Origin of the sequence: Thermococcus sp. 4557 (assembly GCF_000221185.1) — an archaeon.
In the GTDB taxonomy this organism is placed as follows: domain Archaea; phylum Methanobacteriota_B; class Thermococci; order Thermococcales; family Thermococcaceae; genus Thermococcus.
The window spans coordinates 243,622-255,903 of record NC_015865.1 but is presented as its reverse complement, the minus strand read 5'-3'; the positions used below and the strand labels follow the sequence as shown (position 1 = coordinate 255,903).

Genomic DNA, 12,282 nt, shown 5'->3' with positions numbered 1-12,282 from the left:
GTGGGACTATGTGCCGCGTAATGTTTGCAGCAGGTGACGGGAAGCGGATTCGTCCGCTGCTGGATGCCCTGGTCAAGTCTTCGGAGCATGACCCGTACAAGGAGCGGAGGGGAAGGGGGAGGCAGCACAGGGATGGATGGGGATACGTCCTCCTGAAGGACGGTTCGGTGAAGCACTACCGCTCGCTGAGGCCCATATTTGAAGACGCCGCCGCCATAGGCTCCCTTAGGGAGGAGCTTGAGGGCTTCACCGTGCTGATGGCTCACACGAGGGCGGCCAGTCAGGGGGCCAGGAACCTTTTCAACGTCCACCCGTTTGCATTCTCGTCCAGACACGGCTTCACGTTCTGGCTGCTTCACAACGGCGACCTTGACAAGGAGAGAATTATGGAGCTCGCCGAACTGGACGGGAAGGAGCTGGGGAACGTTTCCGACACCTACGCCTTCGCCACCTACCTGTGCAGGAGGCTCCCCAGCCCGTCGCTCGAGGACGTTCTGGAGCAGTACCGGATCATCAACGGGACGATGAAGTCCCTCTTTAACACCGTCACCCTGTTTCAGGATTCCGGGGGAAGCTTCTCCGCGTTCATAACCGCCAGCATGAGCGAGAAATATGCCGAGAACCAGCTGAACTACGACTACGGCAGGCTGCTCCTCATTGAAGGTGAGGACCTCTTCGCGGTGACGTCCTCAACCTTCGAGCTGTACCACCCCGCGGACTACCGGGTAATCCCAAACGGAACCGCGTTCTACGTCAGGCTTGGTGAGGACGGCTTCGACGTTGAGACCGTTCACCTGTGAAACGTTATATACGATGCCGTCCCACTTTTATTTTGGGTGGGAATATGGTAGAGGGGGATGCCCCGATTAAGGTTTACATGACAAGGAAGCTGATAGGCGTTTCTCCGAACGACAGCGTAAAGCGGGCCTGCGAGGTAATGGTGGAGTTCGACATAGGCTCCCTCGTTGTCGTCGAAGAGAACAGGGTGGTCGGGTTCTTCACGAAGAGCGACATAATCCGACGTGTCGTCATCCCGGGGCTGTCGAACGGCACCCCCGTCAGGGAGATAATGAGCCGGGAGCTGATAACCGTTGACGCGAACACACCCGTGAGGGACGTCCTCGACCTGATGGCCAAGAAAGGGGTCAAGCACATGCTCATCAGGGAGAACGGGGAGATAGTCGGCATATTCAGCCTGAGCGACCTCCTCACCGCCAGCAGGAGAAGACTTGAGACAGCAATAGCGGCCGAGTGATGGTTATGATACGGATAGCGCACATAAGCGACACACACATAACCGGCGAGAGCGCCTACAAGGGCTACGCCTACGACCTCATAGTCAACGACGTGAACCGCGGGGACTTCGACTTCGTGATACACACCGGCGACGTGACCAACCAGGGCCTCCGCGAGGAGTATGAGCGGGCATCGTACGAGCTTGGAAAAATAAAGAAGCCGCTCGTCGTCATCCCCGGCAACCACGATGTCAGGAACGTTGGCTATGAACTGTTTGAGAAGTTCATAGGGCCGCTGAACGGCGTTTACGAGTTTCGCGACGGGGTCGTTATCTGGGTTGACTCGACCATACCCGACCTGAGCGACGGCAGGGTGGGAGGTCACAAGTTCCGGTGGCTCAAGGCGAAGCTCGAGGAATACTCCGAGAAGAAGTTCAAAATCGTCGCCGCGCACCATCACCTCGTCCCGCTGCCCGACACCGGGAGGGAGAGAAACGTTCTGTACAACGCCGGCGACGTCCTCGACCTCCTCCTTCGGCACGAGGTCAGCCTCTACACCTGCGGCCACAAGCACGTGCCCAACGTCTACCGCATAGAGGATATGGTGGTTGACAACGCGGGGTGCACATCCTGCAGGAAGACGAGGAAGGGGGACGTGAACAGCTACAACATCATCACCATCCACGACGACGGCAGGATTGAGGTTACGATAAAACGCGTGACAGGGGATGAGGTGCGGAAGGAGCACAGGCCCATAAAGCCGAAGATATTCGTGCCCCGCGGGGAGCGCCTGCTCAGGATAGTCCAGATGAGCGAGAGCAACGTCTCGGACAGGATGTACTTCAGGAGAAAGGTACTCAAAAACGCGGTGCGCACAATAAACGAAAAGCTGAGGCCTGATATAGTGATCCACAACGGCGACGTCGTGGATATGGGGATAGAGCGCTACTACGAGAAGGCCTACGAGTTCTACGAGAAGATCAGGGCGGAAACGCTCGTAGTTCCCGGCCACAACGACATAACCTACCTCGGCTACGACCTGTTCCTGGAGTACTTCGGCGAACCGGAAATCGTGGAGATGAAGGGCTTCACGTTCCTTCCCGTGATAAGCGCCCAGTACGAGACTCCCATAGGGGTCGTCGGGCGGATAGGCCAGCGGAAAATAGCGAGGCACCTCGAGGAGTATCGCGAGAGCTTTACGGTGGTCGTTCTGCACCACAACATCATCCCGATTCCGCGGAGCAGGGAGGTGGGATTCCTAGAAGACGCCGGCGACGTGCTGAGAACCTTAACGCACGGAGAAGCCAACCTCGTGCTGACCGGCCACGGGGGCAACTCCTTCGCGGTCAAGGTTGAGAAAACACCTGTGGTCAACGCGGGCTCGATAAGCTGGGAGCTCCACAGAAACCCCTTCGGGAACAGCTTCAACCTTATAGACGTATATCCCGGAATGATAGTCGTCTTTGAGGTTCAGGCCACGTGGGGGAGCGGAAGGCTCCTTGGAATATGGAAGATAAAGGGGCCGTTCACCCGCTGACGTCCTTTCCCACCTTCCTCATCAGCCGCTCCATTATATCCTCCATTATAACGTCCACAGTGTGCTCCAGCTCGACGTTGTTTATCACCCGGACACCGTGCTCCCTCGCCATCTCCACGATGAAGTCCTGTATCTCCATGATGGCGTCTATGTGCTCGAGGTAGTACTCGGCCGGCCTCTTGCTGTAGCGCGCCCTTTCGTAGAATCTGGCCTCCAGGTCCCGCTTGCCCCCCACAGTTATCACGTACATGAAGTCCCTGTCGTTGAGCTCCACGTAGCCGGGAACCAGGTGTATGCCCTCGATGACCGTGTTGAAGCCCTCCTTGTGGGCCCTCTCAAGAACCGCCTTGAGACCAACGGAAACGTGACGAACCTGCTCCTCGAAGCCTCTGATCAGGGGAGAGTCCTTTCCCTTCACCCTGCCGGCGGCCTTCCATGCGAGGAAGGACGACGTGTGTAGATCCGGGAGAAGTTCCGGCGCTATTATCTTCCTCATGACCTCCCTTATCGTGTCCGTTCCTATGACGCTCCTTATGCCGAGGCGGAACGCCAGTTCGGTCGCTATCGTTGACTTCCCGACGCCCGTTGCCCCGCCGAGGAGAATTGTTATCGGCACCTTCAGGCGGCGGAGCTGGCGCCAGAACAGGTAGCGCTTCGCCGCTTCTTTAAGGCCGTGGTCAATGAGCCTCCTGTACGTCAGTTCCCGTATCTCCTCCGTGGTGACGAACTTGGCCTTCCTGGAATTCAGCTCCTTCTGAACCTCCGTGGCTATACTGTAGGCGATACCAACATCAACGCCTGCGAGGGTTATGGAACGCGTGAGAATTCCCCTCGAGAAAGGGAGCCTGGCCCTGCTCTCGGGGTCGGTTACGATTATCATCCTCTCCCCTCCAGTACCGAGCGGCCGAGCCTCAAAACGGCACCTCTCAGGTCCTTCCCATCGATGTTGACCGGCTCGTTGTCCAGGTAGATAACCTCGATTCCCCTCTCAAGTGCCCACCTAGTAACAACATCCACGGCGGCGGCCTTGAGCTCGACGGCCACCGCGTCGATGCCCGCGAATCCCTCCAGGTCCTTTCTCAGTGCCGGTCTCCTCGACAGGTTGTCAGAGGTGTGGACAACGTCCGCCCCCATGTCCTCGATGTACCTCCTCGCCCCTTCGAGGGCCAGCGCAGATGTCATCACGAGGGCCAGCCTCTTCCCGGAAACGTCCCTCAGGGGCCTCGGTCTGAACGCGGTCAGATGCACGTCCGCGTCGGTGTTCGTCTCCCTGATGATCCCCTCAAGCTCCCTCAGCCGCTCCGGGGGTACCAAGTCGGCCATCGTGACGACGACTATGTCCGCCAGGGAGAGCCTGAAGGGGCCGAAGTAGCCGCCTATGAAGTCGGGCTTCTGGGTGGCGCTGACCATGAGGACGTACCCATCCGCACGGTAGGCTGGAAACGTTGCCCCGCTGCCCTCGAGGATTATGAGGTCGTTCGGCAGGCTCTCGGCCAGCTTAACCCCCTCGTCCACAACATCGAAGAAGGAAAACCCCGCCATGCCTCCCCCGCAGCGGCGGCACCCTATGGTCACCACGCGTGAGGTGAGCGCGTTCTCAAAGTGGTCAGAGGCGGCGTGCTTCCCCTCCCCCGCCAGCTTGACCAGGAACTCGGGGGTTATCTCGAACCTGTCCCCCTCTATAAGCTCCGGCTCCTCGGGGCCCCCGCGGCCCATCGTGACTATGACGGGGTTGGCTATCTCCTTGAGGGTCCTGGCTATGAAGCCGCTGACCGCGGTCTTGCCGACCCTCTTCCCCGTCCCTATGACTGCAAGGCTCGGCTTTCTGGTCCTCTTCAGCGGTCTGGGGGTGAACGTGAAGTCCGCTCCCCTGTAGGTCACACCGTGGAGCATGCACAGGGATGCAATCCTGAACCTGTCCTCGTAGTTCAGAACGGGCTCGTCGCTCAGGTCAACGACCTCGCAAACGTCGTTCTCCCTGAGAGCCCTGGCGAGGGCAGAAAGATAGTCCCCCGCGTAGTACACCGGAATCCCGAGCCTCTCCTCGATGTCCCGAACGTCCCCAATCTTCTCGCTTCCGCCCAGAAAGACGGCGCAGCAGACGCCGCCGAGCCTTTCCACAGCCCACGCGGTAACGTCTGGATAGTGCTCGCCGTCGATGAGGACGAGCCTTCGATTTTTCATGCCACCACCGTAACCACTATCTCCATAGAGCATTTAACATTTTGGAGTGTGCACCCGGTGGCACCTCTCCGGAGGGGATAGGTACACCACCCTGGGAACCGCAGGAAGGGTTATAAACCCCAAGGAGGTATGATTATTGGCGGCCGCCCAAAGCGGCCCCGTTGAAAGGAGGTGTATGAAATGGCTGAGATGATTGTTAAGAGCAAGGTTAAGGAGGCCATTAAGGCCATCGACCCCGAGATGAGGGTCAACCCGGAGTTCTACGAGGCCCTTGAGGCCGAGATCAAGACCCTCGTTGAGAAGGCCGTCAAGAGGGCCAAGGACGAGGGCAAGAAGACCCTCTACCCGAGGCACGTCTGAGGCCTCTCCCTTTTCCTGCTTTTTCCATTCCATCGATGGCCTTTTATTCTCCCCTTCCTAACTTCCGCGGTGGTAACATGGCCCTGAGGAAGCTCGGAGATTCCCTCTACCTGTACCCGGGCAGTCCATCCACCCTGATAAAGGTTCTCGAGGATGGGGCCCTTCTGATCGACCCCGGCCACGGAAAGGGCAGGCACAAGGACCTGAAAAGAGAAGCCCGAAAGCTCGGGGTCGAAATAAAGGCCCAGCTCGCGACGCACGGCCACGCGGACCACATATCGGTTGCGCCGAGGATCGACGCTCCCCTGTTCATGCACCGCTTCGAGTTCTCGATAGCCGAGAGTCCGCTGAACAGGGAACTGCTCACCTTCGGCTCAAAGGCTCCGAACGGGTTCCTCGTCTTCCAGTTCCCAGAGGAGGTCAAGGTTCACGCGGTTTTCGAGTGGGGTGACGAGCCCTTCGGTCTCAAGTCTGTGAAGCTGAACGGACATTCCCCCGGCATGACGGGTTTTGCGGACGAAGCGGGCGGTGTCCTCTACGCGGGGGACGCCTTCTTCGGAGAGCGGGTCATAACCTCGGTCGGCCTGCCCTACCTGGTCGACCCGGACCTATTCAAAGCTTCAATTAAAGAACTACAGAATTACGTAGAAAAAGGCTACCTGCTGATCCCATCGCACGGCAGGCCGGTTGAAGGGGAAGAAGCGGAGGAACTGCTTGAGTTTAACCTCGGGCGGGTGGAGGAAACCGAGTCCCTCATTTTAGAGCTCCTGAAAAAACCGGCCTCAATGGACGAGCTGGCCTTCAGGATAATGAGGCACTACGGCGTCGAAATAACGCCCCAGAAGCTCGCCCTCAACCTCGTCCCGGTCAGGGCCTTCATAGCGGAGCTATACAACAGGGGAGAGATAGAGGCCGCCGTGGATGGGGGGCTCAAGTGGGCGGTGAAAAGGGGATAGCTTTGTGGTCTTCAACCCCAAATATCCCCCAAATTTTTGTGGTTAGTAACCACAAAATTTCCACAACCTTTGCGGTTCCCAATCACAAAGGGCTCACTCCTCGTCGGGATAGCACAGGTAGCGGTAGGGACAGAACCTGCACAGGTAGGAGTACTCCCCCCTGGGGGGCTTTCCCCTTTCGTAGGCCTTCTTGACGGAGTAGAAGTGCCTGAGGGTCTCGCGGAAGAGCTTGCCGTCGTAGGGAACTTCGAAGGCCCTGAAGTTCGGCCCCTTTACTATGGGGAACCGCGAGAAGTCGATCTTGCTTATGACCTTCATCGGCTCCTCGTGGAGCTTTATGTAGTAGAGGTAGCCATACTCCGCCTCGGCCCAGCGCATGTAGATGTTGAGCTGGGCCATGTGATAGTCGTAGGGTTTGCTGGGGAGGCTGGTCTTGCCCTTTATCTCTATCGGGAAATCCCCTATGGCGTCTATCCTGCCGTGTATCTCGAAACCGAGCCTCCTGGACCTGAGAACGAGGTGCTTCTCAAGCTCGAAGCCGAAGCGTTTCTGCAGAATCTCACCGAGGACGTTGTGGGTGTTTATACCCTGGTTCAGCCTCACCTTTACGAACTCCGGCCACCTCTCGGGGTAGCCCTTGAGCCTGAAGTATATCCTCCTCGGGCAGGTTAAGGCCTCGCTGGCGTAGAACTCGATGAGACCATCGTTCCCGTTGCTTCCATCATTTCCGGCCATTCCGTTCCCTCCAGGAAGGGGGGCGGGTCATCGGCCCGCGAACCTCTCCGCCCCTGCGTCAGCTAATACCGACGTCATCACCCATCAGACTGGGCAAGGGTCGTCATCCGCTTGGAGGGTTAAGGCTAACCAGACATTTAAATCTTTGGGGAAAGAAGGTCGAACAAGGGGAGAAGGAAATCAGAGTACGGTGCCCCTCTTCCTCTTGAGCGAGTAGCTCAGCCCGTACGCCGGCCAGATGCTTGGCGGCTGCTCGTAGTGGTGGAGGTTCCTCAGTATCTTCTCTGCGGTCTTTTTGTTCCTGGCCTTCACCCTCAGAACGCCGTCCTCGAGCTCAACCGTTCCGTTGGACAGCCTCAGGGTGAGCTTCGAGCCGTTCACTTCGGGCCTGGCCTTCATCAAAAGCTCCCTGTAGTTCTCGTATGCCTCCCTGCTGAGCTTCTGCTCAAGAAATACGGGTTTCTCACGTGACTTAAACAGGCGGGAGAACCAACTACTTGAAGGTTCTTCATCCATACTCCTCATCTACCTCCGGAGGATTTCTCGTGTTAAATTCGTCGTTCCGCTTTTTAAGGCTTTCTCCTCGCTTTTTGCCGAAATGACGGGAGAAGGCTTTTTAAGGTTTCCCTGCTGAGTAAGGGCGATGAGAAGCACCAGACTCATAAAACCCCGCATCAGGGAGATTCTGTCCCGCGAACTCCCCGAGGAGTTAGTTGAGATGCTCCCCAAGCACTGGGTCCAGATAGGCGATGTGCTCATTCTGCCGCTCAGGCAGGAGCTTGAGCCGTACAAGCACCGCATCGCCGAGGTCTATGCCCAGGTAATCGGGGTCAAAACCGTCCTGAGGAAGGGCAGGATCGGCGGCGAGTTCCGCGAGACGAACTACGAGGTTCTCTACGGGAGCGATACGGTGACGGTGCACGTTGAGAACGGAATCAGATACAAGCTCGACGTTGCCAAGGTCATGTTCTCCCCGGCCAACGTCAAGGAGCGCGTTAGAATGGCGAAGGTCGCGAGGCCCGGCGAGCTCGTGGTGGACATGTTCGCCGGGATCGGACACCTCAGCCTCCCGATGGCAGTCCACGGGAAAGCCAGGGTCATCGCAATAGAGAAGAGCCCGTACACGTTCCAGTTCCTCGTAGAGAACATCGAGCTGAACAGAGTCCAGGACAGGATGACGGCATACAACATCGACAACCGCGACTTTCCGGGGGAGAACATAGCGGACAGGATTCTGATGGGCTACGTCGTCACGACCCACGAGTTCATCCCCAAGGCCTTGAGCATAGCCAAAGACGAGGCGGTGATCCACTACCACAACACGGTGCCCGAGAGGCTGATGCCGGAGGAGCCATTCAGGACGTTCAGGGAAATCGCGAGAGAGCACGGCTACGAGGCCGAGAAGCTCAACGAGCTGGTCATCAAGCGCTACGCCCCCGGGGTCTGGCACGTCGTCGTTGACGTGAGGGTCTTCAAGAAGTGAACCCCCTCTTCTGCGTTCCCGTTGAAATGTCCTGCCCAACCGAACGGTGGCGTTCCATCGACCGTTTAAACCCCGCCCATTTAAGTCCATTCATGGAACTTCCTGTTCCATCGGACAAACTTTTGGTCCGTTGTGTCGGAGGCGGTTCGCCGGTGGTTAACAATTGAACTTAACTTAACATATACTGTGAAACGCTTCCTTTTGCGAAGACCTTATATCCTCCAACCCGAAAATCTTTCGAGGTGATTCTGAGATGGAGGCAAAAGGTGGCTACTGGGGCAGGATTCTGAGGGTCAACCTGACCACAAAGGAGGTCAAGGTTGAGCCCCTCCCCGAGGAGTTCCCGAGGAAGTACCTCGGCGGCGTTGGCTTTGGAACCAGGGTTCTCTACGACGAGGTCCCTGCGGGCGCGGACCCCCTCGGGCCCGAGAACAAGATGATAATCACGCCCGGTCTGTTCGTTGATACCGGCATTGGAACCGGCTCCAAGACCGCATTCAACTTCAAGAGCCCGCTCACCGGCGGCTACGGAAGGGCCATGGCCGGTGCCGAGATGGGCGTCCAGCTCAAGAGGGCAGGCTACGACATGCTCATCATCGAGGGCAAGAGCGACGAACCCGTCATGCTCATCATCAACGACGATGAAGTCAAGATCGTTCCCGCCGACGGCTACTGGGGCCTCACCACCGGCGAGGCAAGGTCCAAGGCCAAGGAGGAGTACCCCGGCTATGCGACCGCGTTCATCGGCCCCGCGGGCGAGAGACTCAGCCTCATCTCGACGATCGAGACCGATGACAGGCAGGCTGCCCGTGGAGGACCCGGTGCCGTCCTCGGAAGCAAGAAGCTCAAGGGTATCCTTGTGAAGGGCAGCAAGAAGGCTCCGATAGCCAGCCCCGAGAAGTTCCGCGAGCTCCTGAAGGAGTGGGCCCTCGTCTTCAAGGACCACCCGGCCACCAAGGCGGACATGGACTACGGAAGCGGTGAGTTCCTCGACTGGATGAACCGCGAGCGCGGTACCTTCCCGACCAGGAACTGGCAGATGGGCTTCTTCAAGAAGGCCTACGAGAAGGCCAAGGAGGAGGGCAGGGAGCACATCGGAATCGACCCGTACTTCTGGGCGCCGAAGTACCGCGCGGGAAGGAAGCCGTGCCCGATGTGCAACAAGCCGTGCAGCCAGTACGTCAGGGTGGAGAGCGAGAAGTGGGGCACCTTCATGGTGGACGGTCCCGAGTACGAGACCCTCTACTCCTTCGGCGGCGTCCTTGAGCTCGACGACTTCGAGACCGTTGCCTACCTCAACTACCTCGCCGACCAGCTCGGCCTCGACACCATCTCAGCCGGTGTCACCATCGCCTGGGCCATGGAGGCCTACGAGCGCGGATTGCTCACCAAGGAGGATACCGACGGCATCGAGCTCACCTTCGGCAACGGCGAGGCCGCCGTCGAGGCCCTCAGGAAGATGGCCTACCGCGAGGGCAACCTCGGAAAGCTCCTCGCCGACGGTGTCAAGAGGGCCAGCGAGAGGCTCGGCAAGGGCAGCGAGAAGTTCGCCATGCACGTCAAGGGCATGGAGCCGCCCGCCTACGACGTCCGCGGTATAAAGGGAATGGCCCTCGCCTTCGCCGTGAACGTCCGCGGTGCCGACCACCTCACCAGCGGCGCCTACGGAACCGAGCTGGTCGGCAAGTGGTGGAAGTTCGACGGCGTTGACAGAACCAAGGGCGAGAACAAGGGATTCGAGATTGCCTTCCACGAGAACCTCATGGCGGTCTACGACGCCACCGGAACGTGCAAGTTCTCAAGGCACATGTACTTCCTCGAAGGCTTCCCGCCGCTCGTCGAGGCCATCACCGGCATGAACATCGGCGAGGCCGAGCTGATGGTCATCGGCGAGAGGATAATGAACATCGCCAGGGCCTTCAACGTCCGCGAGGGCTTCAGCAGGAAGGACGACACCCTGCCGTACAGAATCATGTGGGAGCCGATTCCGGAGGGCGTCAGCAAGGGCCTCCACGTCCCGCCCTGGGAGCTCGACAGGATGCTCGACGAGTACTATCAGGCCCGCGGCTGGAGCAGGGACGGAATCCCGACCAAGGCCAAGCTCATGGCCCTCGACCTCCCGGACATCGCGGAGGACATCGGGGCTGGGGTTTGAGGCCCCTCTTTTCTTTGCTTCTTCCAGGAGTTAAATATAAGAACCTGGGAGAGTATCCTCCCGTTGGTGTGAATCATGGAGAGGAAGCTCACGGATTTTATCAACTCACCAGCTCAAGAAAACAAAGGTCTGACCCGCGAGGAGCTTGAGAGGGTTCTTAAGAAGGCCGCGGATTTAATCAGAACACGCGTGGATTACAAGTACATCCTCCTCCTGCTGTTCTTGAAGAGACTAAGCGACGAGTGGGAGAAGGAGTTTGAGGAATATACCCAGAAGCTCATGAACGAAGGCTTGGACAGGAAGACCGCCGAAGAGCTTGCCCTCAAGGACAGGGAAGCGTACACCATCAACTATCCACCCGAATACCTCTGGAGGAAGCTCCGCGAGAAGGACATCGAGAGCCTTCCCCAGAACCTCTCGCAGGCCCTCAAGAAGCTCGCCGAGCTGAACCCCAACCTCAGGGGAGTCGTTGACAGGTTCGACTTCATGGAGTTCATGCTCCACAGGGACAATGCCGAGATACTCAGGCAGCTCTTCGAGCTCTTCAGCGGGCTTGACTTAAAGAACGCCTCCCCCGATGTTCTTGGTGACGCCTACGAGTGGATTCTCCGCTACTTTGCCCCGCAGAAGGCCAAGGAGGGCGAGGTTTACACTCCAAGAGAAGTCATCAGGCTCCTCGTTGAGATCCTTAAGCCCGAACCAGGCGAGGAGGTTTACGACCCCGCGATGGGCTCCGGAGGCATGCTCATCGGGGCTTATCTCTACGTCAAGGAGCATCGAGGAGCGGATGAGGCCAAAAAGCTCTTCCTCTACGGCCAGGAGGTAAACCCGACCACCTACGCTTTAGCCGAGATGAACATGATACTCCACGGCATTAAGTCGCCGAAGCTTGCCGTTGGTGATACACTTCTGAGACCACAGTTTAAGGAGGGCGAAAGGCTCAAACGCTTCGATGTGGTTATAGCCAACCCGCCCTGGAATCAGGACGGCTACGGCGAGGCGACCCTCAAGAAGGCCGAGTTTAAGGAGGAGCGCTTCAAGTACGGCTATCCGCCCAACAACTCCGCGGACTGGGCGTGGATCCAGCATATGCTCGCGAGCGCCAAAGATGATGGAAGGGTCGGCATCGTCATAGACAACGGCGCGCTCTTCAGGGGCGGGGCCGAGAAGAAGATAAGGGCGAAGATACTCAAGGACGACCTGCTTGAGGCCGTTATTCTCCTCCCCGAAAAGCTGTTCTACAACACCGGCGCGCCGGGTGCGATAATGGTATTCAACAGGAACAAGCCAGAGAACAGAAAGAATAAAGTCCTCTTCATCAACGCATCCCAGGAATACGAAAAGCACCCGGAGGTTAGGAAGCTCAACCGCCTCGGCGAGGAGCACATCAGGAAAATCGTCAAAGCTTTTGAGAAGTTCGAGGACGCTGACGGCTTTGCCCGCGTCGTTGAGCTGGACGAGATAAAGGAGAACGACTACAACCTCAACGTCACCCTCTACGTCTTCCCGATGGAAGAGGAGGAGGAGATTGACGTTAAGGCCGAGTGGGAAGAGCTGAAGGGGATTAACGAGGAGCTGGCCAAGGTGGATGAGAAGATTGAGGGGTATTTGAGGGAGCTGGGGTATTGAGGTGGTAC

Annotated in this window: 12 protein-coding genes; 8 read left to right on the top strand and 4 right to left on the bottom strand. The window is 58.1% G+C overall.

Annotation, left to right across the window (positions count from 1 at the left end; all coding sequences use genetic code 11):
- Nucleotides 1–8: 8 nt before the first annotated feature.
- From GQS_RS01200 to GQS_RS01190, 3 genes are read left to right on the top strand one after another with little or no spacing between them, the layout of a single operon-like run.
- A complete protein-coding gene (locus GQS_RS01200; RefSeq protein ID WP_048056501.1) occupies nt 9–800 on the top strand; it encodes a class II glutamine amidotransferase in 792 nt (263 codons plus the stop codon).
- A 44-nt stretch (nt 801–844) separates the two neighbouring features.
- Nucleotides 845–1,255: a cyclic nucleotide-binding/CBS domain-containing protein gene (locus GQS_RS01195; protein WP_014011833.1), complete on the top strand. Its 411-nt coding sequence runs from the start codon at nt 845–847 to the stop codon at nt 1,253–1,255.
- A 5-nt stretch (nt 1,256–1,260) separates the two neighbouring features.
- Nucleotides 1,261–2,772, top strand: coding sequence for a metallophosphoesterase (locus GQS_RS01190; protein ID WP_014011832.1), 1,512 nt, complete (start codon nt 1,261–1,263; stop codon nt 2,770–2,772).
- Here GQS_RS01190 and GQS_RS01185 read toward each other — a convergent pair.
- Together GQS_RS01185 and GQS_RS01180 are read right to left on the bottom strand one after the other, a co-directional pair.
- Nucleotides 2,762–3,652 (bottom strand): 2-phosphoglycerate kinase, encoded by an 891-nt coding sequence (locus GQS_RS01185; RefSeq protein WP_014011831.1) that lies wholly within the window; start codon nt 3,650–3,652, stop codon nt 2,762–2,764. The genes GQS_RS01190 and GQS_RS01185 overlap by 11 nt on opposite strands.
- Nucleotides 3,649–4,956, bottom strand: a complete 1,308-nt coding sequence (locus GQS_RS01180; protein WP_014011830.1) for a 2,3-phosphoglycerate synthetase — start codon at nt 4,954–4,956, stop codon at nt 3,649–3,651. Before GQS_RS01180 ends, GQS_RS01185 begins: the two co-directional genes overlap by 4 nt.
- Before the next feature lie 180 nt (nt 4,957–5,136).
- On the opposite strand from GQS_RS01180, the gene GQS_RS01175 reads away from it, so the two are divergent.
- Nucleotides 5,137–5,316, top strand: coding sequence for a hypothetical protein (locus tag GQS_RS01175; RefSeq protein ID WP_014011829.1), 180 nt, complete (start codon nt 5,137–5,139; stop codon nt 5,314–5,316).
- A gap of 77 nt (nt 5,317–5,393) precedes the next feature.
- Complete coding sequence (locus GQS_RS01170) at nt 5,394–6,272, top strand: MBL fold metallo-hydrolase (RefSeq protein WP_014011828.1); 879 nt, start codon at nt 5,394–5,396, stop codon at nt 6,270–6,272.
- Between the two features lie 93 nt (nt 6,273–6,365).
- On the opposite strand, the gene cas4 is transcribed toward GQS_RS01170, so the two are convergent.
- Nucleotides 6,366–7,007 (bottom strand): CRISPR-associated protein Cas4, encoded by a 642-nt coding sequence (gene cas4 / locus GQS_RS01165; RefSeq protein ID WP_014011827.1) that lies wholly within the window; start codon nt 7,005–7,007, stop codon nt 6,366–6,368.
- Between the two features lie 180 nt (nt 7,008–7,187).
- Complete coding sequence (locus GQS_RS01160) at nt 7,188–7,523, bottom strand: hypothetical protein (protein WP_014011826.1); 336 nt, start codon at nt 7,521–7,523, stop codon at nt 7,188–7,190.
- A gap of 127 nt (nt 7,524–7,650) precedes the next feature.
- Here GQS_RS01160 and GQS_RS01155 point away from each other — a divergent pair, with 127 nt between their 5' ends.
- From GQS_RS01155 to GQS_RS01145, 3 genes are all read left to right on the top strand, one after another.
- Nucleotides 7,651–8,490 carry a class I SAM-dependent methyltransferase family protein gene (locus GQS_RS01155; RefSeq protein WP_014011825.1) on the top strand — a complete coding sequence of 280 codons (840 nt, stop codon included), beginning with the start codon at nt 7,651–7,653 and terminating at the stop codon, nt 8,488–8,490.
- A gap of 253 nt (nt 8,491–8,743) precedes the next feature.
- Nucleotides 8,744–10,645, top strand: coding sequence for an aldehyde ferredoxin oxidoreductase family protein (locus GQS_RS01150; RefSeq protein ID WP_014011824.1), 1,902 nt, complete (start codon nt 8,744–8,746; stop codon nt 10,643–10,645).
- Between the two features lie 75 nt (nt 10,646–10,720).
- The gene (locus GQS_RS01145; RefSeq protein ID WP_014011823.1) at nt 10,721–12,274 is read left to right on the top strand and encodes an N-6 DNA methylase; all 1,554 of its coding nucleotides are present in this window, start codon (nt 10,721–10,723) and stop codon (nt 12,272–12,274) included.
- The last annotated feature ends 8 nt before the right edge of the window (nt 12,275–12,282 follow it).

Bases quoted from the DNA above. Each gene is read 5' to 3' on its own strand.
- GQS_RS01160 (WP_014011826.1), bottom strand. From the start codon at position 7,523: ATGGATGAAGAACCTTCAAGTAGTTGGTTCTCCCGCCTGTTTAAGTCA.
- GQS_RS01155 (WP_014011825.1), top strand. From the start codon at position 7,651: ATGAGAAGCACCAGACTCATAAAACCCCGCATCAGGGAGATTCTGTCC.
- GQS_RS01180 (WP_014011830.1), bottom strand. From the start codon at position 4,956: ATGAAAAATCGAAGGCTCGTCCTCATCGACGGCGAGCACTATCCAGAC.
- GQS_RS01170 (WP_014011828.1), top strand. From the start codon at position 5,394: ATGGCCCTGAGGAAGCTCGGAGATTCCCTCTACCTGTACCCGGGCAGT.
- GQS_RS01175 (WP_014011829.1), top strand. From the start codon at position 5,137: ATGGCTGAGATGATTGTTAAGAGCAAGGTTAAGGAGGCCATTAAGGCC.
- GQS_RS01195 (WP_014011833.1), top strand. From the start codon at position 845: ATGGTAGAGGGGGATGCCCCGATTAAGGTTTACATGACAAGGAAGCTG.
- GQS_RS01150 (WP_014011824.1), top strand. From the start codon at position 8,744: ATGGAGGCAAAAGGTGGCTACTGGGGCAGGATTCTGAGGGTCAACCTG.
- GQS_RS01200 (WP_048056501.1), top strand. From the start codon at position 9: ATGTGCCGCGTAATGTTTGCAGCAGGTGACGGGAAGCGGATTCGTCCG.
- GQS_RS01190 (WP_014011832.1), top strand. From the start codon at position 1,261: ATGATACGGATAGCGCACATAAGCGACACACACATAACCGGCGAGAGC.
- GQS_RS01185 (WP_014011831.1), bottom strand. From the start codon at position 3,652: ATGATAATCGTAACCGACCCCGAGAGCAGGGCCAGGCTCCCTTTCTCG.
- cas4 (WP_014011827.1), bottom strand. From the start codon at position 7,007: ATGGCCGGAAATGATGGAAGCAACGGGAACGATGGTCTCATCGAGTTC.
- GQS_RS01145 (WP_014011823.1), top strand. From the start codon at position 10,721: ATGGAGAGGAAGCTCACGGATTTTATCAACTCACCAGCTCAAGAAAAC.